Annotated in this window: 23 protein-coding genes and 1 pseudogene; 6 read left to right on the forward strand and 18 right to left on the reverse strand. The window is 59.8% G+C overall.

Annotation, left to right across the window (positions count from 1 at the left end; genetic code table 11):
- Nucleotides 1–38: 38 nt before the first annotated feature.
- The 11 genes from CCE89_RS04975 to CCE89_RS05025 form a co-directional block, all read right to left on the reverse strand.
- A complete protein-coding gene (locus tag CCE89_RS04975; protein ID WP_086437024.1) occupies nucleotides 39–1,496 on the reverse strand; it encodes an ADP-ribosylglycohydrolase family protein in 1,458 nt (485 codons plus the stop codon).
- Nucleotides 1,497–1,554: 58 nt separating this feature from the next.
- Nucleotides 1,555–1,977: a DUF5681 domain-containing protein gene (locus CCE89_RS04980; protein WP_086436858.1), complete on the reverse strand. Its 423-nt coding sequence runs from the start codon at nucleotides 1,975–1,977 to the stop codon at nucleotides 1,555–1,557.
- Entirely contained in the window at nucleotides 1,977–3,311 is a 1,335-nt protein-coding gene (locus tag CCE89_RS04985; RefSeq protein ID WP_086436859.1) for a site-specific DNA-methyltransferase, read from the reverse strand. The genes CCE89_RS04980 and CCE89_RS04985 overlap by 1 nt, the downstream gene beginning before the upstream one ends.
- Nucleotides 3,312–3,982: 671 nt before the next feature.
- On the reverse strand, nucleotides 3,983–5,674 hold the full coding sequence (locus tag CCE89_RS04990) for a recombinase family protein (protein ID WP_234989942.1): 1,692 nt from the start codon (nucleotides 5,672–5,674) through the stop codon (nucleotides 3,983–3,985).
- Nucleotides 5,632–6,045, reverse strand: coding sequence for a DUF2924 domain-containing protein (locus CCE89_RS04995; protein ID WP_086436861.1), 414 nt, complete (start codon nucleotides 6,043–6,045; stop codon nucleotides 5,632–5,634). Before CCE89_RS04995 ends, CCE89_RS04990 begins: the two co-directional genes overlap by 43 nt.
- Complete coding sequence (locus tag CCE89_RS05000; RefSeq protein WP_086437025.1) at nucleotides 6,042–6,272, reverse strand: DUF3489 domain-containing protein; 231 nt, start codon at nucleotides 6,270–6,272, stop codon at nucleotides 6,042–6,044. Before CCE89_RS05000 ends, CCE89_RS04995 begins: the two co-directional genes overlap by 4 nt.
- 501 nt (nucleotides 6,273–6,773) lie before the next feature.
- Entirely contained in the window at nucleotides 6,774–7,757 is a 984-nt protein-coding gene (locus tag CCE89_RS05005; RefSeq protein WP_086436862.1) for an alpha/beta fold hydrolase, read from the reverse strand.
- Nucleotides 7,758–7,815: 58 nt separating this feature from the next.
- Nucleotides 7,816–8,745: a glutathione S-transferase N-terminal domain-containing protein gene (locus tag CCE89_RS05010; protein ID WP_086436863.1), complete on the reverse strand. Its 930-nt coding sequence runs from the start codon at nucleotides 8,743–8,745 to the stop codon at nucleotides 7,816–7,818.
- A gap of 27 nt (nucleotides 8,746–8,772) precedes the next feature.
- Nucleotides 8,773–9,558 (reverse strand): glutathione S-transferase family protein, encoded by a 786-nt coding sequence (locus tag CCE89_RS05015; RefSeq protein WP_086436864.1) that lies wholly within the window; start codon nucleotides 9,556–9,558, stop codon nucleotides 8,773–8,775.
- 14 nt (nucleotides 9,559–9,572) lie between these two features.
- Nucleotides 9,573–10,520, reverse strand: a complete 948-nt coding sequence (locus CCE89_RS05020; RefSeq protein ID WP_086436865.1) for an NAD(P)H-dependent flavin oxidoreductase — start codon at nucleotides 10,518–10,520, stop codon at nucleotides 9,573–9,575.
- A gap of 162 nt (nucleotides 10,521–10,682) precedes the next feature.
- Nucleotides 10,683–11,576, reverse strand: coding sequence for an oxygenase MpaB family protein (locus tag CCE89_RS05025; protein WP_086436866.1), 894 nt, complete (start codon nucleotides 11,574–11,576; stop codon nucleotides 10,683–10,685).
- A gap of 91 nt (nucleotides 11,577–11,667) precedes the next feature.
- Here CCE89_RS05025 and CCE89_RS05030 point away from each other — a divergent pair, with 91 nt between their 5' ends.
- Nucleotides 11,668–12,897, forward strand: coding sequence for an acyl-CoA dehydrogenase family protein (locus CCE89_RS05030; protein ID WP_086436867.1), 1,230 nt, complete (start codon nucleotides 11,668–11,670; stop codon nucleotides 12,895–12,897).
- Here CCE89_RS05030 and CCE89_RS05035 read toward each other — a convergent pair.
- Both CCE89_RS05035 and CCE89_RS05040 read right to left on the reverse strand, forming a co-directional pair.
- Entirely contained in the window at nucleotides 12,894–13,988 is a 1,095-nt protein-coding gene (locus CCE89_RS05035; RefSeq protein WP_086436868.1) for an acyl-CoA dehydrogenase family protein, read from the reverse strand. The two genes, CCE89_RS05030 and CCE89_RS05035, sit on opposite strands and share 4 nt — an antisense overlap.
- Before the next feature lie 44 nt (nucleotides 13,989–14,032).
- A complete protein-coding gene (locus CCE89_RS05040; protein WP_086436869.1) occupies nucleotides 14,033–14,692 on the reverse strand; it encodes a TetR family transcriptional regulator in 660 nt (219 codons plus the stop codon).
- A gap of 96 nt (nucleotides 14,693–14,788) precedes the next feature.
- Here CCE89_RS05040 and CCE89_RS05045 point away from each other — a divergent pair, with 96 nt between their 5' ends.
- Both CCE89_RS05045 and CCE89_RS05050 read left to right on the forward strand, forming a co-directional pair.
- Nucleotides 14,789–17,293 carry a TonB-dependent receptor gene (locus CCE89_RS05045; RefSeq protein WP_086436870.1) on the forward strand — a complete coding sequence of 835 codons (2,505 nt, stop codon included), beginning with the start codon at nucleotides 14,789–14,791 and terminating at the stop codon, nucleotides 17,291–17,293.
- A gap of 54 nt (nucleotides 17,294–17,347) precedes the next feature.
- Nucleotides 17,348–19,186: an AMP-binding protein gene (locus CCE89_RS05050; RefSeq protein ID WP_086436871.1), complete on the forward strand. Its 1,839-nt coding sequence runs from the start codon at nucleotides 17,348–17,350 to the stop codon at nucleotides 19,184–19,186.
- Between the two features lie 367 nt (nucleotides 19,187–19,553).
- Here CCE89_RS05050 and CCE89_RS15560 read toward each other — a convergent pair whose 3' ends face one another.
- From CCE89_RS15560 to CCE89_RS05065, 3 genes are all read right to left on the reverse strand, one after another.
- The gene (locus tag CCE89_RS15560; protein ID WP_086437026.1) at nucleotides 19,554–19,772 is read right to left on the reverse strand and encodes a DUF1971 domain-containing protein; all 219 of its coding nucleotides are present in this window, start codon (nucleotides 19,770–19,772) and stop codon (nucleotides 19,554–19,556) included.
- A gap of 90 nt (nucleotides 19,773–19,862) precedes the next feature.
- On the reverse strand, nucleotides 19,863–20,321 hold the full coding sequence (locus CCE89_RS05060) for a hypothetical protein (protein ID WP_086436872.1): 459 nt from the start codon (nucleotides 20,319–20,321) through the stop codon (nucleotides 19,863–19,865).
- A complete protein-coding gene (locus tag CCE89_RS05065; RefSeq protein WP_086436873.1) occupies nucleotides 20,314–20,799 on the reverse strand; it encodes a group III truncated hemoglobin in 486 nt (161 codons plus the stop codon). The genes CCE89_RS05060 and CCE89_RS05065 overlap by 8 nt, the downstream gene beginning before the upstream one ends.
- Before the next feature lie 83 nt (nucleotides 20,800–20,882).
- On the opposite strand from CCE89_RS05065, the gene CCE89_RS05070 reads away from it, so the two are divergent.
- Complete coding sequence (locus CCE89_RS05070) at nucleotides 20,883–21,317, forward strand: RrF2 family transcriptional regulator (protein WP_086436874.1); 435 nt, start codon at nucleotides 20,883–20,885, stop codon at nucleotides 21,315–21,317.
- Between the two features lie 185 nt (nucleotides 21,318–21,502).
- Here the strand turns inward: CCE89_RS05070 and CCE89_RS05075 are convergent, their stop codons facing one another.
- The gene (locus CCE89_RS05075) at nucleotides 21,503–22,858 is read right to left on the reverse strand and encodes a dienelactone hydrolase family protein (protein WP_086436875.1); all 1,356 of its coding nucleotides are present in this window, start codon (nucleotides 22,856–22,858) and stop codon (nucleotides 21,503–21,505) included.
- Between the two features lie 252 nt (nucleotides 22,859–23,110).
- The gene (locus CCE89_RS05080) at nucleotides 23,111–23,299 is read right to left on the reverse strand and encodes a hypothetical protein (RefSeq protein WP_086436876.1); all 189 of its coding nucleotides are present in this window, start codon (nucleotides 23,297–23,299) and stop codon (nucleotides 23,111–23,113) included.
- Between the two features lie 95 nt (nucleotides 23,300–23,394).
- On the opposite strand from CCE89_RS05080, the pseudogene CCE89_RS05085 reads away from it, so the two are divergent.
- Nucleotides 23,395–23,955, forward strand: a pseudogene (locus CCE89_RS05085) (ImmA/IrrE family metallo-endopeptidase); the annotation flags it as partial.
- 718 nt (nucleotides 23,956–24,673) lie between these two features.
- Complete coding sequence (locus tag CCE89_RS05090) at nucleotides 24,674–25,456, forward strand: Crp/Fnr family transcriptional regulator (RefSeq protein WP_086436878.1); 783 nt, start codon at nucleotides 24,674–24,676, stop codon at nucleotides 25,454–25,456.
- The last annotated feature ends 27 nt before the right edge of the window (nucleotides 25,457–25,483 follow it).

The raw sequence follows: 25,483 nt of genomic DNA on the forward strand, positions 1-25,483 counted from the left end.
ATTGGGATTGCGGGTGAGCGATAGTCAGGCAAGATGCGTCATCCTCGCAGGAGTCCCAAGGCCTTGCTCTCTATTTCCTCCCGCCAGGCCACCTTCTCGAGCCATTCGGCTGGAATGCCGCTGGCACCGTAGAGCGTGCCGGCAAGCTGCCCGGCAATGGCGGCAGTGGTGTCGGCGTCACCGCCAAGATTGGCTGCGGTCAGAATGGCGGAGCGGAAATCGCTTGTTCGCCCGATCGACCAAAGGGCGGCCTTCAATGAGTGCGCAACGTAACCACTCGACCCGATGTCTTCACGCGAAGCACCGCGCCAGGACCCGCGCATGATGGTCTCGATCTTGCCGGCATGGTTGGACCTTCGAGGTGCAAGCACCTCGTGCCTTGGCTGGCCTGCAATCGCATCGGCAATAAGGTCTGCGTAGGCAACGCACGCACTCACCGCTTCAGGCGCGCCATGGGTTGTCTGGCTCTGGATCGCTGCAACCTTGCGCATCGTTTCCCGGTCCTGCCAGTGGCGGATGGCGACAGGAGAAAGGCGCATGAGTGAGCCGTTGCCGGCGGACTGGGGATCGGTTGAACCGGCGATCGGATCTCCGCTCCGTTTCCAGCGCGATAGGGCAGAGGCTACCGTCCCGCCGATGTCGAAGCAGGAACCGGTGCACGAGTATTTGCCCTGATCACGCCAGGCGACAAAGCGCTCCATCAGATCTGCCGGATCGAACTCGTCGGTAGCGAGCAGGCTGTCCGCCAGCGCCAGCGCCATCGAGGTGTCATCGGTCCATTGGCCTGCTTGGAGCCCGAAAGGACCGCCTCCCACCATGTCGATAAGCAAAGGATAGCTATCGCGCGATTTGAACTCGAGCGTTGTGCCTACTGCATCGCCCACCGCTAGACCGAGGAGTGCGCCGATCGCCCGGTCTTTGATGGCCTCGTGGCTGGCGGAAGGCGCTGACTCTTCGACCGGGGTATGGCCGAGCACATAGCGCTCCTGCGCGGGTGTCTCGATCGCGCCTTCTCTGACCGCGCGGACCTCATTGATTGCATCTGCAGGGTCGGTTCCCAATTCGACGAGTAGTCTTGCTGCGATCGTACCGGCACGACCGAGACCGCCCTTGCAATGGACCACCACGTTAAAGCCGTCCCTGATCCGCGCCCTCAAGCCCGGGCCATGGACCTGCCAGGCCTGCTCGAAGTCAGGGCCGGGGACCGAGACGTCTGCAATGGGTAAATGCAGCCAGTCCATGTGTCGCAGCACTGCCTGCTCGCCAATGCCATGCACTCCGAGATCGCTGATCTCGTGATCCTCGATCAGGGTGACGAGCGCAGCAGCACCGAAAGCCTGGATCGCGTCGAGGTCCAGTCCGAGGTCGCGGTCCCAGGCACCGGTCAGGGCACCGGACTGCTTCTTGCCGGGGCAAAAGGTGATCCCCACACTTCCGAGGCCCGGACCGACTTTCGCTTCTGCAATCTCGAGCGGGTGGGACTGACTTGTTCTCATGGCTTTACCATTGCTTCCTTTCGAGCCGAAAGCCACTCGAAAGAAGACCGCCAGCCCTTCAGAATTCCTCCTCGGGGCCTTCCAATCGTTCACGCCACCGCCGGTTGCTTTCAGCGATCTCCTTCGCACGCTCTTCCTCTTCCTCGAAAACGAGGGTCACGGTCATCACCTCCTCCCCCTCCGCCGCTTCACGGTTCTTTTTGGCTGCGCGGTAGAGTTCGCTGACAAATCGAACGGCCTTGGGATCGCCCTGCATCGCGAGGTTGACCTGCCTCTTGAGCACGATCTCCATCTTGGTCATGCTCTTCTTCTTCCCGCCCTCGGTGATAGGCACGAGGGCGTTGAGCTCTCGGAGCATGATCTCCTCTTCGTTGCGCACCTTCTTTGGCCTGCCGCTTGGGTTACCCGATTGTCCCTTCTTGAACTGCGTATGCTTGGGGGGCTTCTTGAAACCTACCTCGTAATCCTTCTCCTCGGCCATTACGCTGCCTCCTTGCCTTGAAGACGACGGGCAGCGACCTCCTCAAAGCTCTCGCCCGTCGCAGACAGGCGCGGCTCGGCATTCATTTCCTTCCCCAGGCGCCTGAGAGCACAGTCCACGTAGCCCGGGTCGAGCTCGATGCCGTAGCCTCGCCGCTTTGCCCGGTGGGCTGCGACCAGTGTCGTTCCTACGCCGGCGAAAGGATCGAGAATGATGCCCTTTGGCTTCGAGCAATCGAGGATCGCGTCCTCGACCATCTTGACGGGCTTGACCGTGGGATGATCGGCCAGGTCTTCATCGCGTCCTTTGCGGAACGTGTTCGCCCCGGCATAGGTCCATAGGTTGGTCCGGTATCTTCCTTTCTCGCCCAGGCCGAAGTTGTTGATGTGTTTGGCCGTCCCGACCTTCCAGACAAACACGAACTCGTGCTGCGAGCGATAGAATGTCCCCAAGCCTGCATTGGCCTTGGCCCACACGCAGATGTTCTTGAGCTCGGAATAGACCGCGCAGCCAGCCTCTTCCATCTCGCCCGCGTGGCGCCAGTCCATACAGATGAAGTGTATCGAGCCATTCGCACTGGACCGGGCCATGAGTGTCATGACTGTCCGCAGGAAAGCAGTGAACTCTGTCCGGGACATTTCGCCAGAGGCCATGGCGAACTCGCGGTGCTTCGCCTTGCCGAGGCCCGAAACATGGCCGGCGATAGGCACGTTATAGGGCGGGTCGGTGAAGACCATCTGCGCTGTCTCGCTTGCCAGGAGGCGCGTGTAGCTTTCAGGCTCGAGAGCATTTGCACATAGCAGGCGATGCGGGCCAATCTGCCAGAGGTCGCCAACTTCTGAAACCGCTGGCTCATTACCTGGAAGCTCAACCGGCGGTTCCTCTGGCTGACTTTCCTCTGTCTCCTCCTGACTTCGAAGAACGATGTGGTCGATCTCCGATGCATCGAACCCAATCGCCTCGAGATCGAGATTGATGTCCTCATCGAGAAGAAGACCGAGTTCCTCGCCGAGGATGTCGAAATCCCATCCGGCCAGCTCAGCGAGCCTGTTGTCTGCAATGATGTAGGCACGCTTTTGAGCTCCGCTCATGTGCGACACCTGGATGGTAGGAACTTCCTTCATCCCGCGACGCTTCGCTGCGGCATGTCGTGCATGTCCGACAAGGATGTTGCCGGCTTCATCGATGATGATCGGATTGATGAAGCCGAACTCATCGAGCGACTTCGCGATCAGTTCGATCTGCTTGTCAGTATGCGTACGGGCGTTGCGTGGATCGGGCGTAAGCTCCCCGAGCGGCATCAACGTGATTTTCAGTGCTGATAAGTTTCCCATGGTTAAACCTCCTGGTTCTTCGTTCTTCACTCGGGCAGGTGAACCGGAGGCCAGGCGGTCGCAGCGCAACCCAAGCCAAGGCTTGCTGCCGCGGAAAGCGCCGGTTGATCAATGAGGTCGGAGGTAACAATCCACAGAAAAAACGTTTAGAATCTTGTGCTTGTGTCAATAGATTGATACATTTCGCTCAATTTGCGCGGCTTCGAGACCTAGGTTTCAGAGAAGCAACGCTGCTTTTCGCGGCAAATTCGCCACTCTAACTTTCGCTGTTCTCGGGATGAAAATTCCCTTTTAGGCGCGACAAAATTCCCTGCTCGAAGGATGGCCGAGCGCGAATGCTCCGCAGTATTCCGCGGTTCTCAGCGGCGAGATGCCGGCAAGTTTCGAGATAATCCCTGAAAATTTCCCTGAAAGCAGGGAAAATTGGCTTGAGACTGGTTCGGTCGTGACTGCGTCACGCACCATTCATCCGGGTAGCGAACTCCAATCGGAGATTTCTCCAATAATTCGAGCCGAAAGCCCGCAGTTCTGCGGGATTTCGGCGCTGGTCATGTTGGCATGAGGTCGGGAGACCCCACCAGGTAGCGCCAAACCAGGGCGCTTTTGGCCTGAAGTCTCCACTCGCAAAAAGCCCGCCTCACCGGGCGGGCCATTGTACCGTAATACTGCGCTTAGGAACTTGCGGAGAATCCCAGAAAGAACGCCTGCTCTTGCCAGTCGAGAGGCAAATCGGCGTTCATGAGGCGGTTGCGCGTCAGTCTCTTGGGCTGCCGCCCATCACAAATCGCTTCCACAATCTCGGGGCTCAGCCACGATATCCGTAGCAGTTTGGTCAACTGTTTGCGGCAACGTCCTTCCTGCTGAGCAAGCTGCAGCAGTGACTTATCTGGCTGGCCCAGAACTAGAGATTGGACATCTCGCGCCTGACGCAGAAGCTTCACGAGTGAGGCATCCGGCTTGCCAGGATGGTCAGCTGGTGCATCGAGCCGAAGCTTCGGCTCGCGGAATGGTTTCTTTCGCAGGCGCGCGACGGCGTACTCGGTGGCCCCGCCCGCTCCATCCAGGCCCAGTCCTTCCGGCCGGATCGACAGGACAAGTCGCCGTTCTTCGACTTGGATGCTCGCCAGTATCTTGCCGATTGGCTCGCGCCAGACCGCCTCATTCTGAAGGTTGTTCGCCAGAGCCCCCGCATCCTTGAGCGCCCTCTCGAGCGTCGCTGCATCGTCGATCCTGAACAGGCGCCTGATGGCATGCTCGTCTGAAAGCAACGTTTTGAGCGCATCGACCACATGACGATCAAGCTGGCGCATGGGATAGCGCGTTGCCTTGGGCTGATCCGGCGCGGCGAGATCGCGGCGTGTCTCGTAGTAGCGGTAGCGCCTCGTCCCCTTGCAAGCGAAGGTCGGCACCATCGGCCTGCCCTGAGGATCGGTCAGCCGGCCAACCAGCAACGCATCGTTTTGTTTGTTTACGCCGGCCCGTCTGGGAGGTGCATTGGCTCTCAGCTTGGCCTGGACAGCATCCCACAGCGCTTCATCGACAATCGCTCGGTGCTCACCTTCATACGCCTTGCCCTTGTGAACGATCTTGCCTCGGTACACGGGGTTCTTGAGAAGGTGGAACAGGCTGCCCCGCTGAAAGGGAATGCCACCGCGGTGCGGCCCGCTGACCCGCTTCTGGACCTTTGTGACAATGCCTTCAGCCGCAAGCTCATCCAGCAGCGCGGGAGCAGAGGGCAGTGCGAGATAGCGCTGCATGATATGTCGCACGCGCTGCGCCTCTTCTTCCACTGGCACAAGCTTGCGCTCGATCGCCTGGTAGCCAAGCGGGACCGGCCCTCCCATCCACAAGCCCTTTTTCTTCGACGCAGCTATCTTGTCCCTGATCCGCTCGCTGGTCACTTCGCGGTCGAACTGGGCGAAGGAAAGCAGGACATTGAGCGTCAGGCGGCCCATGCTGGTCGTCGTGTTAAAGGCTTGTGTGACCGAGACGAAGCTCGCTTCCTTCGCATCGAGCCGTTCGACGATCTTGGCAAAGTCCGCGAGGCTGCGAGTCAGGCGATCAACCTTGTAGACAACGATAACGTCGACCTGTCCGGCATCGACCTCGGCGAGCAGCTCCTTGAGCCCGGGCCTGTCCATGTTGCCGCCCGAGAAGCCGCCATCGTCATAGCTTCTCTCGATCAGCTCCCATCCCTCGTGCTTCTGGCTACAAATGAACGCTTCACAGGCCTCACGCTGCGCATCGAGGCTGTTAAACTCCTGCTCCAGGCCATCCTCGGTCGATTTACGAGTATAGATTGCACACCGGACCGTCTTCATCACGACGCGCCAGTCAGCCCGAAGAAGCGTGGCCCAGACCATTTCGCACCGGTGATGTGCCGAGCGATCGCGGTGAGCGATGACCAGTGCTGGCCATCATATACAAAGCCTTCCTCGAGAACGGTGACGCTGTGTCCCTGACCGTGCCAGTCGCGTACCAGACGCGTGCCAGAAGTGAGCTGGCGCGAGGAGCCCGTAGTAACAGCCAATCGGGGATCCTCACTCAGCTCGCGCTTTGCATCCCTGCTCAAGCCACCGAGCGCCTTCTCCTGTATCTTCCAAGCCAGGCCGAGCCGAAGAAGCTTCACTGAGATGTTAGGCGCTGAAGATTTGACCTGGGCCTGCCACTCCGATCGCAGCTCAGCCAACGGCATCTCTCTAATCGCGTCGAGCCTCACTTCGAGCCGCGTCATGTGTTGGTCTCATTGACAAGCCGATAGATGCTGACGCCATCGGCAACGCTCCGCTCAACTACGTGCCCCCTCTTCTTCAGGCCGGTCAGTGCGGCCCTGACCGAATGCTTCTGCCAGCCAGTTGCCTGCATCATCTGCTCGAGGGTTGCGCCGCTCTTGCGCTGCATCAGCTTGGCGACTTGCGAAATCTTGGTTTGTCCAAACTTGTCTGATTGAGGCCTTGGCATGCGTGGTTCTCCTGGATCGGAGCCGCCCTGCGCGGCTCCCACCACCCAAAGCCCCGTTTCGCGATCAGCGTCGGGGCAGCAGCCTCTTTGGCCTCGCTTCAATGACAGCACCAATGCTCGGTTCAGAGGGGAAGTCGAATGGTTTTTTGGATGAATGCTAATGACCGCTTTGCGCCCTCACCTGAGACATTGCGATCCGAGATTTTAGGTCCAGAAAGCGGACGTATATCGTAACCACGAGTCGAATAAGCTCTGGTGATGAATTGAAATTGCGGGACGGAGTGTGGCTTTCTAGGTCAGAGTAAGGGGGCGCCTTACCCTGACCTCCTCATCCGTCGATCAGGTGCATTTGGTTTGAGAGCGCCAAGCCAAGGACCGTTGCGGAAAGCAGAGCAATGAACGACGGACTTACCATACCTACTGTGCAGGACAGCAACTAATGCAATCTTCTCAGCCGTATAGACACAAGGCCACGAAGGGATTGATCGCTAACCCGACACCTCAAGCAAGCGTGGTAAGGAAATCGATGAGAAGCCGATTGCAGTCTTTGGGCCGCTCCTGCTGTGTCCAGTGACCGCACCCATCAAGAATGTGCAGGCCGCGATTATCCGGCAATAGCTTCGTCATCGCAGACAGAGGTTCCTTGCCCGCGAGACGCGTCGCCAGATCGCGTGTTCCGCTGATAAACATGCTTGGCTGGGCGATGACATGGGATCCGCGCTGCGTCAGCATGTCATAGTCCCGCCGCCGGTTGCGATAGCGGTTCAGGGGACCGCGAAAGCCCGATTTGGCGAACTCGCCCGCAAGATACTCCACATCTTCGTAAGTGAGCCATGGCAGCGGCATTGGCGGCTCTGGCAAGCCTTTCAGCAGGCCATCCCCAGGCTTCTTGTCGGTCGGCCAGGTCCCTTCCGGCGCGTCTCCGGACAAGGCGTAGTAGAACCGGCGGATCGTTGCGGCCCGATCGGCTTCAAGCTCGGCTTCCGCCTCTCCTATGCGCTGAAAATCATTGATGTAGAAGTATCTGCCGCGCTGAGTGAACACCTTGTCATGGATCATATCGGTCGGTTCGGACCCGGGTGCGGAGTGCGGAACGGAAAGGCCTGCGACCGCGCGAAATCTGTCCGGATGCACCAGGGCTGAAGTCCAGGCGATGGGTGCGCCCCAGTCGTGCCCGACAATGACGACCGGTTCGTCCGGCGAGAGCATTTCGGCCAGATTGGCGAAATCGCCCGCGAGTTCTTCCAGGCAATAGGCTTCGATTTCAGCGGGAGCGGAAGATCCCCCATAGCCCCTGACATCGGGAGCGACCACTCGCCAGCCAGCATTTGCGAGAGCGGGAATCTGGTGGCGCCAGCTGTACCAGCTTTCGGGAAAGCCGTGGATCAAGAGGACCACCGGTCCCGTACCCATTTCGGCGCAACGCAAGGTGATGCCGGGTTTCACCTCGTAATGACAAAAGCGAATGTCTTCCAGAATACTCATGGCTTTTCAGCCCGCCGTTGCGACCCGGGTCGCCATTTGTACCTTGGCGCAGACACACTCATGTTGCCTCTCTCACGATGAAGCCGACCTGAGGGAAGGTGATATTGACCGTTCCGGTGGCGGGATCGGTTCGCCTGATCACGATGCGTTGGCTGGTAGCGGCGAGGAGCTCTCCTGCGATGGGATCGCGACCGTAGTCATCGGCTGAAACGATCACCTGCTTTCCGATGAGATCGTGGGCCCCACCGGCTTCGTCGTGACCGAGTGAAACGTCGGCCGGTTCCGCTCCAGCAGCCACCTGTATCGCATCGGCACCGCTGATCTCGGCCCGGTCGCCTTGGCCGATAGTCTCTATGGCCTCGCGCCATTGGTGGAGGCGTTCAAAGCCCTGCAGTAATTCGTCGGCCATGTCGGGGAAGACGGATGCGAGGAACCAGATGTTCATGTGCGCGGCGAGATCGCCGATGCCGGGTTTCGCGCCACCCAGATAATCGATTCCGGCGGAAGCGAGTGCGGATTCGATCCATCCTGCCTGCGCACGCCATTGTTCCTTGGCCGGTTCGGCGGCTGCGGCCATTGCCTTCACGTCGAAAGGTCGCCCTGACAGCTTTTCACGATCCTTGATAAATGCCGGGTCCACCTGGTCTCCGAGCGAGCCGAAAATGATCGCGACCGAATGCTGGAACCAGATGCGATCGGCCCAGATATTCACCGGCCAACTCGCGCCCAGATCGGTCTTCGGCTCAGGGTGGCGGCGCTCGATCTCGGCCATGATGGCCTGGCTGTCGCAGTAGATGTCGGCCCCGATCTGCATCACCGGTGCGCGGCGGTAGCCCCCGGTCAGCGGGATCAGAACCGGCTTCGGCATCATGTTGGGTGTGACAACCGATTTCCAGCGGAGGCCCTTGAGACCCAGCAGGAGGCGCACCTTGTTCGAGAACGGCGATGCATCGTAGTGATGCAGGATGATGTCGTGACTGCCTGACATGGCCAGTCCCTCCAAATCGAAGAATTTTCAGCCGGGGAGCGGCGTGAACCGGATGTTGTCTCTTGCCAGCCCCTGCACGACGATGTCCAACCCACCGGATTTCACCATCCATTCGAGCCTGTGATCGCGGTACTCGCGCTTGAATATGCCGGCTTCGACGGCCCCTGCTACTTGCTCCATGCCGCTGAGTACTTCCTGAGCGGCGGTGCTGGCTGAGTTTACCGAAGGCCTTGCGTTGGCCCTGTCGAGCCAGGCGGCGAGGCGCGAACCCTCTGCTGGCGTATATCCGAATCCCGCTGCGCCATTCACGTAGGGCGCGGTGCACATATCGGCCCATCCGAACTCGTCACCCCCGAACCAGCGGTCCTCTCCCAACTGCTTCTCGAGCCAGCGATAATAGCCGTCGATCTGGTCCTTGGCGGCAGATTGCATCGCCTCGGCGAGTTCTCCATCGGCCCGCTTGAACCACTTGAGTTCGCCCAGACCCCACACGATCGCTTCGAACTGCGTGTCGAGCACGTCCTCGATCGTGCGATGCCTGGCACGCTGGGCGGGACCGCGCGGAAGCAGGGCGGGTTCCGGCCACTTTTCCTCGATGTATTCGAGGATGATGGTGGATTCGAACAAGCGGGTATCGCCATCGATGAGGGCGGGAACTTCGAGGCGCGGGCTGGCTTCGACAAAATCGCCCTGAGCGCCGCCTATTCCTATCCCGTCGGGCACGCGTGTTTCGTACCCCACGCCCTTTTCATCGAGAGCGATCTTCACCTTCTGCGCATAGGGCGAGAGCGGGTGGTCATAGAGTATGAGCATTCGCGCGAGCCCGCCTATGAAGCCATCTCGGCCAGACGCTGGGTGATGATCGCATCGGCTTCGTCGATGATCCGGTCCACCAGTTCACCCACGCTAGGAACATCGTGGATGAGGCCCTGGATCATGCCGGCGCTCCATACGCCGCGATCGGTGTCGCCGCTTTCATAGCCTTCCAGACCGCGCTGCCCTTTCACCAGATGCGCTACCTCTTCGAAGGGTTTGCCTTCACGCTCCAGTTTCACGACTTCTTCCGAGATGGCATTGGTCGCGACACGTGCCGTGTTGCGATAGGTGCGGAAGATGAGCTTCGTCTGGCGCTCGTCCGCTTCGACCATGGCCTGCTTGAAGTTCTCGTGGATCGGTGCCTCTTTCGTCGCGCAAAAGCGGGTGCCCATGTTGATGCCGTCGGCGCCCAGCGCGAGCGCTGCTGCGAGACCCCGGCCATCGCCGAAGCCACCTGATGCCAGCATCGGAATCGAAATCTTGTCGGCGGCAGCGGGGATAAGGATCAGCCCGGGAATGTCGTCCTCACCCGGATGGCCGGCGCATTCGAACCCGTCGATCGAGATCGCATCGACGCCCATCTTCTGGGCCGAGACCGCGTGACGGACAGCCGTGCACTTGTGGATGACCTTGACATCGTGCTCTTTGAAGTGGTCGACATGCTCCTGCGGCTTGTAGCCTGCCGTCTCGACGATCTTGATCCCGCTCTCGATGATCGCAGCGCGATACTCGGCATAGGGCGGCGGGTTGATGCTTGGCAGAATGGTGAGGTTCACGCCGAACGGCTTGTCCGTCATGTCGCGGCAGCGCGCGATTTCCTTGGTCAGTTCTTCGGGAGTGGGCTGAGTGAGGGCGGTGAGGAAGCCCAGCGCCCCGGCGTTTGCCACGGCGGAAACCAGCTCCGCCTTGCCGACCCACATCATGCCGCCCTGGGCGATCGGATGCTCGACGCCGAACATCTCGGTAAACCGTGTCTTCAAGTCATTTCTCCCGCATTCAAATAAGGTTCTGTCTTTCGTTGATGATGAAAACCGGCCCTCTCGTGAACTCGCAATATGACGCACCGCTAGGGAGCGCCACGCGCCATTACAAACGGAGCCAGTTCTCCTGACTTTAGGAAATTAGCGCCGCCAGGCCGTGTCACCCGGCAGGCCGAGGCGCAGTGCCGCCTGATAGGCAGGATGCCCGCTTTCGACCTTCTTGTCGGCCGCGCGCCCGACGAACTTCACAAGCAGGCGCTCCGGGTAGGAGAGGTTCCATTCCGGACCAAGCTCCAGTTTCTGCCGCACGACCGGCGGCAGAATGTCGACGGCGGCACGGGCCAGCGCCTTGTGAATGAACTTCGGGATTTCCGGACGGGCCTTGCCCGAGGATACGATCTCCAGGAAATCGCTGTTGATCTGGTGCGGCTCGAAGCGCGGGACCAGCCGTTCCATCATCGCGAGGAACTCCGCTTCGGAATGGGGTATCTCGGTGACGCCGTAGAGCTTCGCCACCTCGTCCCCGCCGGTCCAGTATTCGTGCTTTTCCTCGTCGCTCAGCTTGTAAACGAAGCGGTCATAGGCCGTCAGGAAACCATATTGCGCGGTCGCCGATACCCAGTCGAGCAATTCGGGATCGAGCGCGGTATAGGCCTCTCCCTTCGGAGTTTCGCCGGACACCTTCGCATGCATCCGTCCGACGCCTGCGATCACCTTGCGCGCCATGCTTTGCGGTCCGTAGACACCGAGCATCGCCGCCATCCCGGTGCGCTGCGAACGGCCGATCGGGTCGACCGGATAGACCGAGTGGTCCCACACGCCAGACCGGATGCGGGCATCGGCAAACTCAAGCAGGACGGCGGCCACTCCGCCGATGGCCATGGCGATGCTGTTCTTGAAGATCCGCCAATGAACCGAACCGGGGTCGCTGAAGGCAGGCTCTCCGGCCGGTTTCGTGAAATCGAACTTCGTCGGCGTCGTGCTCCTCTGATAAGCCTTGCCATCCGTTCTGGTGATCGAAGAGTGTTCGTTCATGACTTCCCGTTCCCAAGCTATCCAGTCGCAAGATTGACCTGCGGGGGAATATTGTTATCAGAACTGATAAATATCGGCAAATGGATAAAAGATGAACCTCGACTGGTCCCCGCAAGACAAGGCCTTCGCCTCCGAAATCTCACAGATTCTCGAGCGCGAACTGACCGACGACATTCGCGATGCAGGGCATAACGCGACGAGCGTCTATCCCGATCACGAAGCGTCGATGGAATGGCAGGAAAAGCTTCATGCAGCCGGCCTCGCAGCGCCGCACTGGCCGGTCGAACATGGCGGCAAGGACTGGAGTGTAGCGCAGCATTACCTGTTCGCGAACGAGAAGGCCAAGGCTGGCGCGCCATCGCTCTCGCCCATGGGCATCCACATGGTCGCCCATGTCATCGCGGCTTTCGGCACTCCCGAGCAGAAGGACTACTTCCTTCCGGGGATTCTCTCCGGCGAGGTCTTCTTCTGCCAGGGCTATTCTGAACCGAACGCCGGCTCCGACCTTGCCGCGCTGCAGATGAGCGCTGTTTCCGAAGGCGATGACTTCATCCTCAATGGCTCCAAGATCTGGACGACCCACGCGCAGGAAGCGAACTGGATCTTCTGCCTGGTTCGCACGAGCAATGAGGGGCGCAAGCAGCAGGGTATCACCTTCATCCTCGTCCCGATGGATCAGGACGGCGTAACGGTGCGCCCGCTCACCATGCTGTCGGGCGAGACGGTGCAGAACCAAGTTTTCTTCGACGACGTTCGTGTGGCCAAGTCGAATGTGATCGGCGAGGTCGATCACGGCTGGAGCGTGGCGAAATACCTCCTCGAGTTCGAGCGCGGAGGGTCGGCCTATTCGGCGGGTCTCAAGATCAGGGCATGGGATATCGAAGCCCATGCGCGCTCACAGACCATGGGCGACAAGACACTCCTGGAGCACGGCGACTTCGCCCAGCGCCTGGCGCGCGCCATGATCCGCATCGATGTTCTCGAAGTGCTGGAGCTCAAGCTGCTGTCTTCGGCCGGGCGCGGCGAAAGCGTCGGCCCCATGTCCTCGTTGATGAAGATCATGGGCACCGAACTCGCACAGCATCTTACCGAGCTGGCACTCGAGGCGGCCGGAGCGAGTGGAACTGTGTTCCAACCGCATCCCACCCGTCCCGGTGCGGATATCCCTGGCTACGAGGCGCCGGAGGATGGTTACGTCTCGGGCGAAAACTGGCAGGCAATTGCCCCGCTGCGCTACCTCAACGAACGGGCTGGTTCTATCTACGCCGGCTCGAACGAGGTCCAGCGCAACATTCTCGCCAAGGCGGTCCTGGGCCTCTAGCCGACCTGTCGGAGCATGCGGTAACGCTCCACGTGATCCGCGGCCGTTCCCAGACGGTTCTCGATCACGGTCGCGCGCTTGAAATAATGGCCGACACGCAGTTCTTCGGTCAGGCCCATCGCGCCGTGCAACTGCACGGCTTCCTGCCCGATCAGCCGCAGCGCATCGCCCACGGTAGCCTTGGCCGCAGATATCGCGGTGGGATCGTCCACCTTGAGCGAGGCAAGCAACGAGGCCGCTTCGATTTCCTGCGCCTTCGACCACATATCGACCATGCGGTGCTGCAATGCCTGGAATGAGGAGATCGGAACGCCGAACTGCTCGCGTTCCTTGGAGTATTCGACGGTATCGGCAACCATGACCGAGGCGATGCCGGAGGCTTCCGCGCAAACCGCCGCGAGTGCGCGCGCGACTGCCTTCTCGAGCGCGGACAGGACCTTCTCGCCGGTAGCTATGCAGGCGTCCTCGGGCAGTTCCAGCCCGTCACACACGACATCCGCAGAAGGAGTATCGTCGATCAGCGAGTAGGGTTTGAGCGAGGCGCCCAATGTCGCCGGATCGACCGCGAAAAGCGCGAACTCGCCGCCATCGACCTTGGCTGGAAGCAGTATCAATTCCGCCTGCGCGGCAAAATCGACGACCAGCTTGGTGCCGGTCAGGCGCCAGCTGGCTCCGGCCCGCTCGGCGCGCATCCGGGTGAGCGCGACATCGCCGCGCGTCTGCGGTTCTTCGATGGCTGTTGTGACAAACAGCTCGCCGCCTGCAATGCGCTGCGCCAATTCGGTTTGCCCGAGCTCGTCGAGCACAGTCGCCGACAGCACGTGGCACGCGATATAGGGCGTGACCGCAAGGGCGCGTCCTAGCGCGGCGGAGATGATCATCTCGCTCTCGCTACCGCCACCAAAGCCACCGGAGCGTTCTTCGATCCCGGCAGCAGCGATGCCCAGTTCCGATTCGAGTATCTTCCAGAAGGTCACGCTGTCGTCCCCCGATGTGTGCTCGCGGCGAACATCGAAGGGGAGCGTTTTTTCGAGATAGCGGTCGAGCGACTGCTTCAGCAGCTCTTGTTGCTCGTCAAGTTTCAGGTCCATGCGCGCATCTATGCCGTCTGCCGTGTAATTATCAAGTCTGATAATTAAATGAGAAGCCCTGCCATCAGCGTTTCCACGGTCTGGCGCTTGTAGCGCTCATGCAGCGCGTCGTCCGCTTCGGCGATGCCACCAAACACCGCAGAGAGGGTGAAGCGGTTGGCGTAGAGGCCGTCAGCCGAACCGATCGTGTTGAAGTAGAACAGTTTGGGATCGACCTTGCGGAACTCCCCGGCGGCGATGCCTTCCTGGATGATGCGATGTTGCGCGTTGGCGATCGGCTTGAGCAGCTCGTCGGCGATATGATGGACGCGCTCGGGCGAGGCATCGCGGACCATCAGCTGGATCAGCCGGTTGAGATAGGGAATCTGGTAGTAGGTATCGAGAATGCCCTCGAGGTGGATCCGCATCCGTTCGGTCGGGGTCATCTTCAACCGGAACAGCGCGGCAAGCTGCCTGATTCGTACGCCCACGTCCCGATCGAGCAGGGCAAGCAGCATCCCTTCCTTGCTGCCGAAGTAATAGCGGATCATGCCATGATTGACCTCGGCACGCGCGGCGATGTCGAGAATACCGATATCGACCGTGTCCTGCTCGCGCATCAGAGAACTCGCAGATTCGAGCAGCGTGTCGCGGATAGCCCCCTTGGGCAGCTGCTTCGTGGCGGTATTTGTACGAACCCGGTTCATCTCCGCTCTCATGGTCATTTCAGCGCTTCAAAGCAATTGCCCTTGCCAGAATTATCAGACTTGATAATCTATCATTCCTGATAAAAGCCCAGAAGGGTCGAAGGGAGAGAGTTGATGAAGAGGATCACGAAAGGCGTTCTCGCTTGCAGCGCGGCATCGGTAGCTTTGGGTGTCCCCACGTTTGCGCTGGCACAGTCTGCGGGTGACGAAGATGCGGTGGCGGAGACCGCCGCCGACAGAAACACGATTATCGTTACCGCCAATCGCCGTGAAGAAGCGATCACCGACGTCGGTGTCGCCATCCAGGCCTTCTCAGGCGAACAATTGGACAATCTCCAGGTCAATTCGACCGAAGATCTTCAGGCCGTCGTTCCCAGCCTCAATATCTCGCGCGGCTACCAGGGCATCCCGATTTACACCCTGCGCGGGATCGGCTTCAACACGATCAACCTGTCCGCGACCTCGACCGTCGGCACCTATCAGGACGAAGTCGCGCTTGCCTATCCGTTCATGAACAGCGGGCCGGTCTTCGATCTCAACCGCGTCGAAGTTCTCAAGGGGCCGCAGGGCACGCTCTATGGTCGCAACACCACAGGCGGTCTTGTCAATTTCATTTCGGCCAAGCCAGAATTCGGAGATTTCAACGGTAGCCTCGCGGTCGAGGCGGGCACGGAAGAAACGCTGAACACCGAAGGCCATATCAACCTTCCGGTGGGCGATGCCGTCGCCTTGCGCGCAGCGTGGCGCACCGAACGCAGTTGGGAAGGCTGGCAGAAGAGCGTCAGCCGCGACGAAAAACAGGGCGAGGTCGAACGCTATGGCGGCCGTCTGACCCTCGCGGCAGAGCCTATCCCCGACATGCGGATCGAGCTTGCGGGCAACTTCTGGATCAATAAGTCCGACACGCTTGCCGCGCAGGCCGTCGGCTTCACCCCGAATACCGATCCGGCCAACGGCACTGTGTTCAGCCTTTTCAACGCGCCCGGTCTTCCGGCTTTCGTCGCTGCCAACGCCGATAACTGGTCGAGCGACACGGCCGACTGGCAGCCGCTCGCTGCGCGTGCGCAGAACATCGGCCGCGGCACCGGTATCGATCAGCCCAATGCCGAAGACAGCAATTTCTACGGTCTGCGGGGCATGCTGCAGTTCGACCTGACGCCGGACATCAGCTTCATTTCGCTCACCGGTTTCAACCGCGTGAAGCGCGATGCGAGCTACGACTGGAGCGGCAGCCCTTATGAGATCCTAAGCCAGCGGGCCGAAGGCGAGGTCGAATCGCTTTCGCAAGAGATCCGCTTGCAGGGCACAACCGGCCCTGCTGAATGGGTTGTCGGCGGCTACTACGCAAATGACAAGGTGATCGACACCAACCAGACGCTGCTGGGAGAGAACGCCAATGTCGGTGCGATCCGTGGACTGATCTTGGCGCCCCAGGCTGCTCTCGGCGGCGCGAGCATCTACCAGTTCTTCGCCGCACAGGGGTATGCGCCCTATTCGGTGAACGACGTTCTGACCTCGTTCCGCACCTATCGTGACGAGGCGGAATTCGACGTCGAAACCTTCAGCGTCTTCGCCAGCGCAGACTGGGAGCTTACGCCTGCGCTGACCCTGACGACCGGCGTTCGCTACACCGAGGACACGCAGGATTACGAGGGCTGTTCGCGCGACTTCAACGGCTCGATGCTGCCGAACGTAAACCTGTTCAACCGCTTCTTCTTCTTCGCCACATATGGCGCGATCGTACCGCCGATTTCGGAGAACCAGTGCAACACTTTCGATGTCGACACACTGTCATTCGGCCCTGTCACATCGAGACTCGAGGAAGACAACGTCGCCTGGCGCGGTGCCCTTACGTGGGAGCCGAATGACGATACGCTGGTGTACGCTTCTGTCTCGCGCGGCTTCAAATCAGGCTCGACCCCGGTCAACGCGGCCAACATCGCCACGCAGAACCGGCCGGCACGTCAGGAACAGCTGACCGCCTATGAAATCGGCACCAAGCTCGCGCTGGCGAACAATGCGTTCAACCTCAACCTTGCCGGTTTCTATTACGATTACAAAGACAAGCAGCTTGCCGTGTACTTCGCCGATCCGATCTACACGACGCTGCTTCGGCTCGACAATATTCCCAAGTCGAAGGCTTACGGCATCGACGGCGATTTCACCTGGTATGCAACCGACGAGCTGACACTGTCGGTGGCGGGCACATGGCTGCAGACCGAGATCGTTGGCTACCAAGGGATCAATGCCGCAGGTCAGCCGCTCGATTACGACGGCTACGCGTTCCCCTACAGCCCGGAGTTTTCCGGCGCCGCAACGATTACCTATGACACTCCGATTACCGCCGGGCTTGGCCTGAGGGCGATTGCCAACGGCCGCTACCAGTCTTCGACGGGGAGCACGATCGAGGATTTCGATCCGCTTGCGATCGACAGCTACGGCATCCTCAACGCCAGCCTCGCGCTCTACGATCTGGACGGGGTCTGGGAGGCGTCCATCTGGGGCCGCAACGTGACCGATACCTATTACTGGTCTTCGGCTGCGACCAACGCCAACACCGCTGTGCGTTTCCCGGGGCGCAGTTCAAGCTTCGGCGCCACCGTTCGCTTCCGCTTCTGACAAGGGATAGTTCCCGGCACCGAAATCCTTACCCGCGGTGCCGGGAACGACTTTATGACTGATACCAAACCCCCATTCAGCCCGCTCCCCCAAAAGGGTCCTGCAACCGATGTCGAGCGCCGCGAAGACGGCTCCATCCTGATTCGGTCGCGCCACGATCCTGCCGATGTTCCGCCAAATCTTGCGGCCATTTTCCGCGAACGCAGCGAGGCGCATCCCGATCGGTCGTTCCTTCTGCAGCGCGAACCTGGTCATGGGCCCTGGACCGGCGTTACCTGGGCGGAAGCCAGGGCCGCAGCCGATTCCATCGCACAGTGGCTGATCGATCACGATTTCGGTGCAGACGACCCGGTTATGGTCATCTCGGGCAATTCGCTCGAGCATGGCTTGTTGATGCTCGGCTGTTACACCGCCGGTGTCCCGATTGCTCCTGTCAGCGCGGCCTATTCGCTGATGTCGCAGGACCACGAGAAACTGCTGCATTGCTTCCGCAAGATCGGCGCCAAGGCGGTTTTCGCAAAAGAAGGCAGCATGCATTCGGCAGCCCTTGCCCGACTGCGAGACGCGGCCCCCGATCTGATTGTCATCACCTGTGATGGCGAACCCGGGGGTGCGGTTGATTTCAGCGAGCTCTGCCGCCCTGAACCCACTGACAAAGTCGATGAGCGCGTTGTGGCAATCGGTCCTGACACCGTGGGAAAATATCTCTTCACTTCGGGGTCGACCGGCATGCCGAAATGCGTGCCTCAGACGCACGGAATGATGACGACCGTCATCGCGGGCCAGGAAGGTCTCGCGGAAGAGAGCCGGGACAAGCGCGAACCCGCTGTCGGACTCGAATGGATGCCGTGGAGCCATATCAGTGCCGGCAACATCTTCTTCAACGGCCTCCTGTGGGCAGGCGGCACGATGTATCTCGACGAGGGCAAGCCGATACCCGGCATGTTCGAGACCACGATCAAGAACCTCTACGAAGTCTCTCCCACGGTATTCGGTTCGGCTCCGGTGGCTTTTTCCATGCTCGCCGATGCGATGGAAAAGGACGAGCGGCTTCGCGCTTCCTTCTTCAAGCGGGTAATCTCGCTCGGTTACGGGGGAGCAACGCTTTCCGATGACCTATACGACCGGCTACAGGCACTCGCGATCGCCGAAACCGGGAAGCGCATTCCGATCACCACGATGTACGGTGCAACCGAAACCCAGGGCATTACGATGGTCCACTGGGTAGTCGACCGGGTTGGCCTGATTGGCCTGCCGATGCCCGGTATTACCCTCAAACTGGTGCCCAATGGCGCGAAAATGGAAGTGCGGGTGAAAGGGTCTTCGGTCACTCCCGGATACAAGGATGACCCCGAAAAGAACGCGGAGGCTTTCGACGAAGAGGGCTTTTACTGTCTGGGCGATGCGGCGGGATTCCTTGATGAAGACGATCCTGATCGCGGCCTCGTATTCGATGGTCGCGTCACCGAGGATTTCAAGCTATCGACAGGGACCTGGGTTTCGGTCGGCACGCTCAGACCGCAAATCGTTGCTGCTTGCAGCCCGCTCATCCACGATTGCGTCGTCGCCGGCCAAGACCGGGAACATATTGGCTTGCTCGTTTGGCCGAGCCCCGTCGCAGCGCAGAAATACGTGGCGGAGAACGGGCCTACTGGCCTTGCAAATCTGGCGGAGGATATCGCTTCGAAGCTGGCTTCGTTCAATGCGTCAGCAGGCGGCACTTCACGCAAGGTCGGCAGCATGATGCTGCTGACCGAGCCGCCGTCGCTTGATGCGGGCGAAATCACCGACAAGGGCTACATCAACCAGGGCGCAGTCCTTGCGAAGCGTGCCGAAGCCGTCGAAGCGCTTTACTCCAAGGAAAGCAACCCGCTGTTCTTGGAAGTCCCTTAAACTTCAGCCGATGCTGATTTGATGCAAGGCCAATATTTCACCCATAAGAGCCAATTGATTTGTGCTCGCAGCGAACTTCTTGATGAACCCAATCGCCCGCAAATAAGGCCTACCGTGGAGTGTCACTTTCGAGCGAAGGCGATCTAAAAGCGGACGGTCTGCTTACGGCCCAGTTTCCGACGTTTCGGCAGACAAAATCCGAATGGCCGATTGGGGGCCGTTTGCAGTAAGTCTGCTTTTGGTAGCTACAAACTGCAAACCGTCGTTCATCCTGCTACGCGATTGAGGACGGCGACGGCCCGATCTGGCATCGTCGGACATCATATCAGCCTCTACTCATCGACGTTGTTAGGGCAAAAAGCCGGCCTTATTTTGCCTCGGCAAGGAATTCGATTTCGATGCTAAAGTCCCCTTGTTGAGTCACGAGATGATGAGGGACACGCGGCGGTACATCGATGCTGTCGCCGGGGCCGAGGATGATCGTGTACTGCTCGCTCTCAGGATCATCCCAGGCAAAGCCAATCTCGCCCGAATGGACGGTGAGGCGCGCCCAGGTGCCTTGCTTGGTTCGATGCTCCCGAAGCAGGCAAGCTCGCGGCGTCGAACGGGCCTAGCTTGCGATAGGTCTTCATCGAAACTGGCGCTGTGAACCTATGCTTGTCGATTGGGTGCGCGATCATGAACCTGCGCCTTGCAACGCAATAATCACCGACACCGCGAGGCCGAAGAATGCCACTGCCGCGGGGACTACGACAATCTGTCCATAGACGGCCTTGCGATCCATAGGGCCGAAATGCGTCATCAACCGACCGTCGCGATCGAGTGGGGATGACGTCTGGTCGGGATTCTGCGCGACAATGATCCGGCCGACCGAAAAGAAGACCGCGACGTAGACAATTGAAACGACGATGGAGAGCAATGCCTTTCCGCTCGATCCCAACGTGGCGATCATGCTGGTCAGGAAGACGCCGTAGCAAGCAATCATCGTCAGCCAGATCCGGGCGAGGAGTTCAAAACCGCGGGCCTCCGGTTGCGCGGTGGTCTGCTCTTGCGTTGCGACCTTGATATCGGGAAGAATATCTTCGAGGCGGTCTGCAACCTCGAACTGGCGGCGGTCATTCTTGTATTCAGACATGGGGCAGATCCTTCCTTTCAATGGCTCCGCCAATGCCGTCGCGTTGAACGGAGATGCCGGTAAGCAGGCTATCTGCGATCATTCGCGCGCGATCCCCCACAAGTTGAACGGCGCGCGCGTCGAGATTCATCTGGTGTAGATTGGCGTAGAAGAGCTCCAGCCATCGACTGAAATGCCGTTCGGTCAGGCCCGGAATGGCAATGTGTTTCACCATTGGGTTGCCGGAAAAATCACCGCTGTTGTGCAGTATCGAGCGCCAGAACTGCTTCATCCGGGAAAGGTGTGGCGGCCATTCGTCGATCCGTTCGGCAAAGATGGGGCCGAGCAGTTCGTCCTCGCGGATCGAGGCGTAGAAGCGCTCGACCATGTCCGAGACGAAGTCTTCATCAATCCCGATAGCCTCGGCCTGAGCCCGCTTTGCCACGCGAACCCGCAAGGCATGGCGGTGCGCGTCTGGGGTTTGAAGTGTCTGGCTCATGGTCGGCACGACTCGTATATCAGTATCTGAAATGCCGATTTAACGGCCTTGCCGATAAAATCAATATTCTATATGCATATTTAATGCAATTGAGCCTCAAGACCGATTATGCCTTGCGCATGCTCATGGCACTGGCCGCAAACGACGAGGTCCTTTCGGTCGAGTGGATGGCCGAGCATTACGGCATTTCGCGCAATCACCTGGCCAAGGTCGCACAGCAGCTGAATGCAACGGGCCTGGTCCGCACCATGCGGGGCCGGGGCGGGGGGATGCAGCTCGCGCTTGAACCGGACGAGATCAATGTTGGCGCGGTCGTGCGCGAGTTCGAACGCTTCGAAGGCTTTGTCGCCTGCATGGGAGGAGAGGCTGCGTGCACAATTGACGGAGTGTGCGGGCTGAAGCCTGCTCTTGGAGGTGCACTCGAGGCGTTTCTGACGCACCTCGACAATTTCACCCTGGCGGATATCGCCAGAAGGCCCAAAGCCATAAGCGAACGCTTGCTCAGCGGAACCGGTTGAGGTTTCCGCTCCCAGTGCATCAGGATGATTGCACCTCGAACGCCATGCAGTAACCGAAGAGATCGTGCGTGGACCCTGATTTCGGCTGTCGGATTGGATATAGCTCAGCGGCGATAGCTGGGCCGATTTCAGACGGTCCGCTCATCAGGATGTGAGTGTGTAGACCAGAGGTGCCGCTAACGAACCTAAAGACGAGGGATCGATACGGACTTGATCGATTTCAGACGCAGCCTCTGACCGCTGAGCGGGTCATGGTTCGCGGGGGGCGGATCGAGAAATCCCATGACTTCGTCGAACCACAAATCCACCCCGTGGATGCCAAAGCCGTGTCCGTCGACCGGACCGATGCCATAAGTCGGAAAAACTCTCGCTCTGTAAGGCTTGCCCGAGGCGGCCAGCTCTTTGGCCAATTCAATGGTCGGCTGGGTGCTGAAATCATTCGCTGCCTGACCGAGGAAGATGGGAATGCGCGCATTTCTCGCGGCCTCTCGCATTCGCTCCCGAAATAGCGCCGACCCCTCCCAGTTCATCGCCGAACCCGCGAAATCGGCCGCTCCCTTGAGGCCAAGACCGCGCTCGGCTGCAAGCAGGGCCAGAACTCCGCCAAAGGAATTGCCGATTACGAAGATCCGCTTCCGTTCGATCTCGGGGTGCGAGGCCGCCATCGCGATCGCCGCGGCAAGGTCATCGAGCTGCGGGCCTTCCAGCTGAGCAATGGCGAACTGCGCGCGCGCTGCATCGCCCTCGTTCTTCTGGATCTCTGTAAGCTGAGCGAGCAGGTTGGGTGCCTGGTCTGCCGAAAGTCCGCTCCCGCGGCGGTGCACACCGATAACGTAATAACCGCGAGCGGCGATGGCAGGTCCCACGCTCTCGAACAGGGAGGTCGGGTCGGGTTCGTTGCCGTGAGCATAAACGACGACCGGGAAGGGCCCTTTGCCCTGCGGGCGGTAGACCATTGCCTTGAGGTTCAATTCGCCGCTTCGCACGGTGACAATGTCTGGCAGGGCCGGCATTCTCACGCTCTGATAACCAGAGAGTTGCCAGCCGTCTGCATCGCGCGTCCAGCGAAGGGTGTAGAGCGTCGAGTGGATCGCCTGCGCGTCCTCTCCTTCCGCAACTACCTGCGAGCGCGCCACGAACGTCGCTCCGGTCTCGCTCTCCCGTATCCGAACCTGTGTCCAGATACGCAGGGGAGCCGGACGTCGTTCGAAGGGCCAGTTGCGCAGGCTCGTGACGAGTTCTTCGCCATCGCGTAAGTCTCCGCGCGTATTGATAGCGACAAAGTCGGGTGCGATGATCGCGGCTACCTTCTCCGCATCACGCTGTTCAATCGCATCGACAGCGGCGATCGAGCGCTCTCGAACGTCATCGTTCGCAGACACCGGCAAAGCAGCCAGTGCGCCGAGAATGGCTATCGCATGGCAAAACCAGGTTCGCATGTGACGGTGTTCCTCTGCAGCACCCGATTGTCCACATAACCTGATTGCGGGGCCGAGGACAAAGCTTTCATCAGCGCCGAGTTTCCATCTCGCCTGTTCCATCGTTCCGAGATGGCATGCAAAATTGGCAAGCTGTCAGTGATCGGCACAAGGTGGATCAGGGTATTCGGCGGTCTGCCACAAGCACTCAGACCTTCGCCCTCACACCCAATCTCAGACGATAGAACCATGGCGATCGTTTCCTGAAATCGGTCGTTCGGCTTTCAGGTAATTGGGCACCGACCTCGAACGTCCGACTTTGGGGAGCAATGCAGACATTCGTGCTTCGTCCGGCTAGTCGCCCACGTAATCACCTCACTTGCGCCTCTCAGGCGGCCGCTTTCGATCCTCGGCGAACTCCCGCAGCGTCTCGCCGGCGCGTGATGCACCATCCCGGTATGAGCGATCGACGAGTTTCATCTTGTAGCGCTCGGGCATGGCATCATTGATGATGTCGAATATGCGCTGCTCCCAGTGCCATTCCTCAAGATATCGCTCTTTCATCCTATCGCTGCGAGCTCGGCGGTACTTGTCGGCAAAGTAACTGAGCAGTCCCAAGCTACGGCGGCGCTTTTCGATAGCCCACGCACGAACTTGGGCATTTTCTGATTGAGGCGCACTACCCCCGCGCTGATCAGCATAGGCAATGCGCGCTCGGCGATCTGCATATGCTCGATCCGCGAAGCATGGATAAACGGCGGCGCATCGAGGGTGAAGCCAACTCCTTTGCTGCCCAGCTGCCCATGCCGCCTAAACGCATTCGGGAGTATGTTGGCCGATCAGGCGTATCGCTCGAAAACCTCGTTGCCATGGCGCGCGACTTTGCAGTCAGCAAGGAAGCGATCGCCCGCGCCTTTGTCGACGCCCACAGAGAACCAATTGCAGTGATCGTCTCGCGCCACGGGCGGGTCGAACGCTTCTACCGCCATGAGGACTTTCCGTTTCTGACCGTATCGCGACGCAAGACCCTTCCTCCCGAAGCGATTGCAGCCGAACCAATGGAGCCAAGGGCCTTCTCGGAGAAGGAGGAAGTCGAAGCCGACACATGGCTGTCGGAACGAGATTGCGAGCGCGTCCTGGCCCTTACCGAACAGGCACTTGGACAGCGCAACGGCTTTGCGCTGACCCTGCTCCAGGCTGAGCTCGACGACGACGAATAGGGTACGTCCCCATTCCCTGCCTGGGACAAAGCGTTTCCCTGATCTCTCGCAAAGCCTTCCCTGCTTCAGCCGGAGAAGTTCCCTGCTTCCCGCGTAGGGAATTAAACCCGAGGAATGGCAGTTTTCTGCGGGTTTGAAGCGCTGTAGCGCGCCGAGGAAGGGCTGAAAACTTTCGAATTCCCTGTAGATTCCCTGCAAAACAGGGAAATCAGGCAAGAGACGCGTTCGCTACAAACTGCGTCGCGCACCAGTCACTCTTGGTTTTTACCCGAGATCGAGGTCGAAGACCTTAAGCGAACGAGGCGTCGCCGCCGTGCCGGGCGCGCGCCTTACTCCTTCAATAATCCTCTTCTTCGACCCGCCGGGAATAGTGGCAGGCCCGCTGGCCAAGGGCGTGTTGCGAAGCCGCGCGAGGATTTGGCAATTTCGAGAGCCGCCAAGCCCAGCCGCAAGCCCAGCCGCAAGGCCAGCCCCCTCCGGCCCATTTGTTATCGAAAGCAACCGTTGCCGAATCACCGTAAGTCATTAAGGTTGGGGGGAGTTTTGGGGAAAGTCCGTCCGATTTTTTGAACCGGCCCACGGCATCGTAATGAGCCAGTCGAGCAGTCCAGCCGATCCTTACGCCGGCAAACTTCGGAAAAGTCTGGCGGAATTTCCGGGGCATGGGCGTCACGCTTTGCATTCCTGGTGCAGGGTGTGATTGAGGAGCAGGTATCGAATGGCCGCCAATGCTGGCCCGAACAGTACGGCGAATACTCCGGGCAATCGCGGTCTCACCGCAACGCCCGGACTGCCCCAATTCGCGCGGCGTCTGGCAACCCTTGGCGAAAATATCGCTTTCCCGGATCTGACGCCTGCCGTCATCGGACGCAAATCTATCGAGACGGTGCAGCCGATCTGGGCTGATACCGACGGCCGCCAATCAATGTATGTCCTGGAAGAGGGTCTGGCATACAGCTTCACATTCCTGCCGGGCGGCAAGCGCCACATCGACGATATTTTTGGGCCCGGGGCAATTTGCAATTGGCCAAGGCTGCGCTCGCCGGACTACCAATGCAATCTCATGCTCAAACCGAACAGCTCGCTCGCCCTCGTTGATCCGGCAAGGTTCGGAGAGATCCTCAAGTCGAATGTTTCGTTTGCCGCAGCGCTCCGCCGGCTCGAACTGGCGCGAACCCTGCGCAATTCCCAACGCATCCGCGCGCTGATTTCCCTGCCCGCCCCGCACCGCCTGTCGATCTTCCTGCTCGATCTGCGGGAAGAATACAGGCTGAGCGGCAATGAGGACGATTGGCTCCCGCTCGGCTTCACACAGGAAGAGATCGCCGATCTGGCAGGCATGACGGAAGTTCATGTGAACCGAACGCTGGCCAAGATGCAGGAGGCAGGAGAGCTGACACGGCGCGCCGGGTATTTCTGCCTTCCGAACGCGGAAAAGCTCGAAGCACAGTTGGACTACCGCCGCTTCACCAGCGGGTATGGCGGAGACGGTCATGATTAATATACCATCGCGACGCCCTACTTTCCT

The organism is Altererythrobacter xiamenensis, assembly GCF_900177715.1.
Classification (GTDB): Bacteria; Pseudomonadota; Alphaproteobacteria; order Sphingomonadales; family Sphingomonadaceae; genus Erythrobacter; species Erythrobacter xiamenensis.

Excerpts from the sequence above, each read along its gene's own strand:
- CCE89_RS04975 (WP_086437024.1), bottom strand. The coding sequence starts at position 1,496 with ATGAGAACAAGTCAGTCCCACCCGCTCGAGATTGCAGAAGCGAAAGTC.
- CCE89_RS04980 (WP_086436858.1), bottom strand. The coding sequence starts at position 1,977 with ATGGCCGAGGAGAAGGATTACGAGGTAGGTTTCAAGAAGCCCCCCAAG.
- CCE89_RS04985 (WP_086436859.1), bottom strand. The coding sequence starts at position 3,311 with ATGGGAAACTTATCAGCACTGAAAATCACGTTGATGCCGCTCGGGGAG.
- CCE89_RS04990 (WP_234989942.1), bottom strand. The coding sequence starts at position 5,674 with ATGGTCTGGGCCACGCTTCTTCGGGCTGACTGGCGCGTCGTGATGAAG.
- CCE89_RS04995 (WP_086436861.1), bottom strand. The coding sequence starts at position 6,045 with ATGACGCGGCTCGAAGTGAGGCTCGACGCGATTAGAGAGATGCCGTTG.
- CCE89_RS05000 (WP_086437025.1), bottom strand. The coding sequence starts at position 6,272 with ATGCCAAGGCCTCAATCAGACAAGTTTGGACAAACCAAGATTTCGCAA.
- CCE89_RS05005 (WP_086436862.1), bottom strand. The coding sequence starts at position 7,757 with ATGAGTATTCTGGAAGACATTCGCTTTTGTCATTACGAGGTGAAACCC.
- CCE89_RS05010 (WP_086436863.1), bottom strand. The coding sequence starts at position 8,745 with ATGTCAGGCAGTCACGACATCATCCTGCATCACTACGATGCATCGCCG.
- CCE89_RS05015 (WP_086436864.1), bottom strand. The coding sequence starts at position 9,558 with ATGCTCATACTCTATGACCACCCGCTCTCGCCCTATGCGCAGAAGGTG.
- CCE89_RS05020 (WP_086436865.1), bottom strand. The coding sequence starts at position 10,520 with ATGTTCGGCGTCGAGCATCCGATCGCCCAGGGCGGCATGATGTGGGTC.
- CCE89_RS05025 (WP_086436866.1), bottom strand. The coding sequence starts at position 11,576 with ATGAACGAACACTCTTCGATCACCAGAACGGATGGCAAGGCTTATCAG.
- CCE89_RS05030 (WP_086436867.1), top strand. The coding sequence starts at position 11,668 with ATGAACCTCGACTGGTCCCCGCAAGACAAGGCCTTCGCCTCCGAAATC.
- CCE89_RS05035 (WP_086436868.1), bottom strand. The coding sequence starts at position 13,988 with ATGGACCTGAAACTTGACGAGCAACAAGAGCTGCTGAAGCAGTCGCTC.
- CCE89_RS05040 (WP_086436869.1), bottom strand. The coding sequence starts at position 14,692 with ATGACCATGAGAGCGGAGATGAACCGGGTTCGTACAAATACCGCCACG.
- CCE89_RS05045 (WP_086436870.1), top strand. The coding sequence starts at position 14,789 with ATGAAGAGGATCACGAAAGGCGTTCTCGCTTGCAGCGCGGCATCGGTA.
- CCE89_RS05050 (WP_086436871.1), top strand. The coding sequence starts at position 17,348 with ATGACTGATACCAAACCCCCATTCAGCCCGCTCCCCCAAAAGGGTCCT.
- CCE89_RS05060 (WP_086436872.1), bottom strand. The coding sequence starts at position 20,321 with ATGTCTGAATACAAGAATGACCGCCGCCAGTTCGAGGTTGCAGACCGC.
- CCE89_RS05065 (WP_086436873.1), bottom strand. The coding sequence starts at position 20,799 with ATGAGCCAGACACTTCAAACCCCAGACGCGCACCGCCATGCCTTGCGG.
- CCE89_RS05070 (WP_086436874.1), top strand. The coding sequence starts at position 20,883 with ATGCAATTGAGCCTCAAGACCGATTATGCCTTGCGCATGCTCATGGCA.
- CCE89_RS05075 (WP_086436875.1), bottom strand. The coding sequence starts at position 22,858 with ATGGAACAGGCGAGATGGAAACTCGGCGCTGATGAAAGCTTTGTCCTC.
- CCE89_RS05080 (WP_086436876.1), bottom strand. The coding sequence starts at position 23,299 with ATGAAAGAGCGATATCTTGAGGAATGGCACTGGGAGCAGCGCATATTC.
- CCE89_RS05090 (WP_086436878.1), top strand. The coding sequence starts at position 24,674 with ATGGCCGCCAATGCTGGCCCGAACAGTACGGCGAATACTCCGGGCAAT.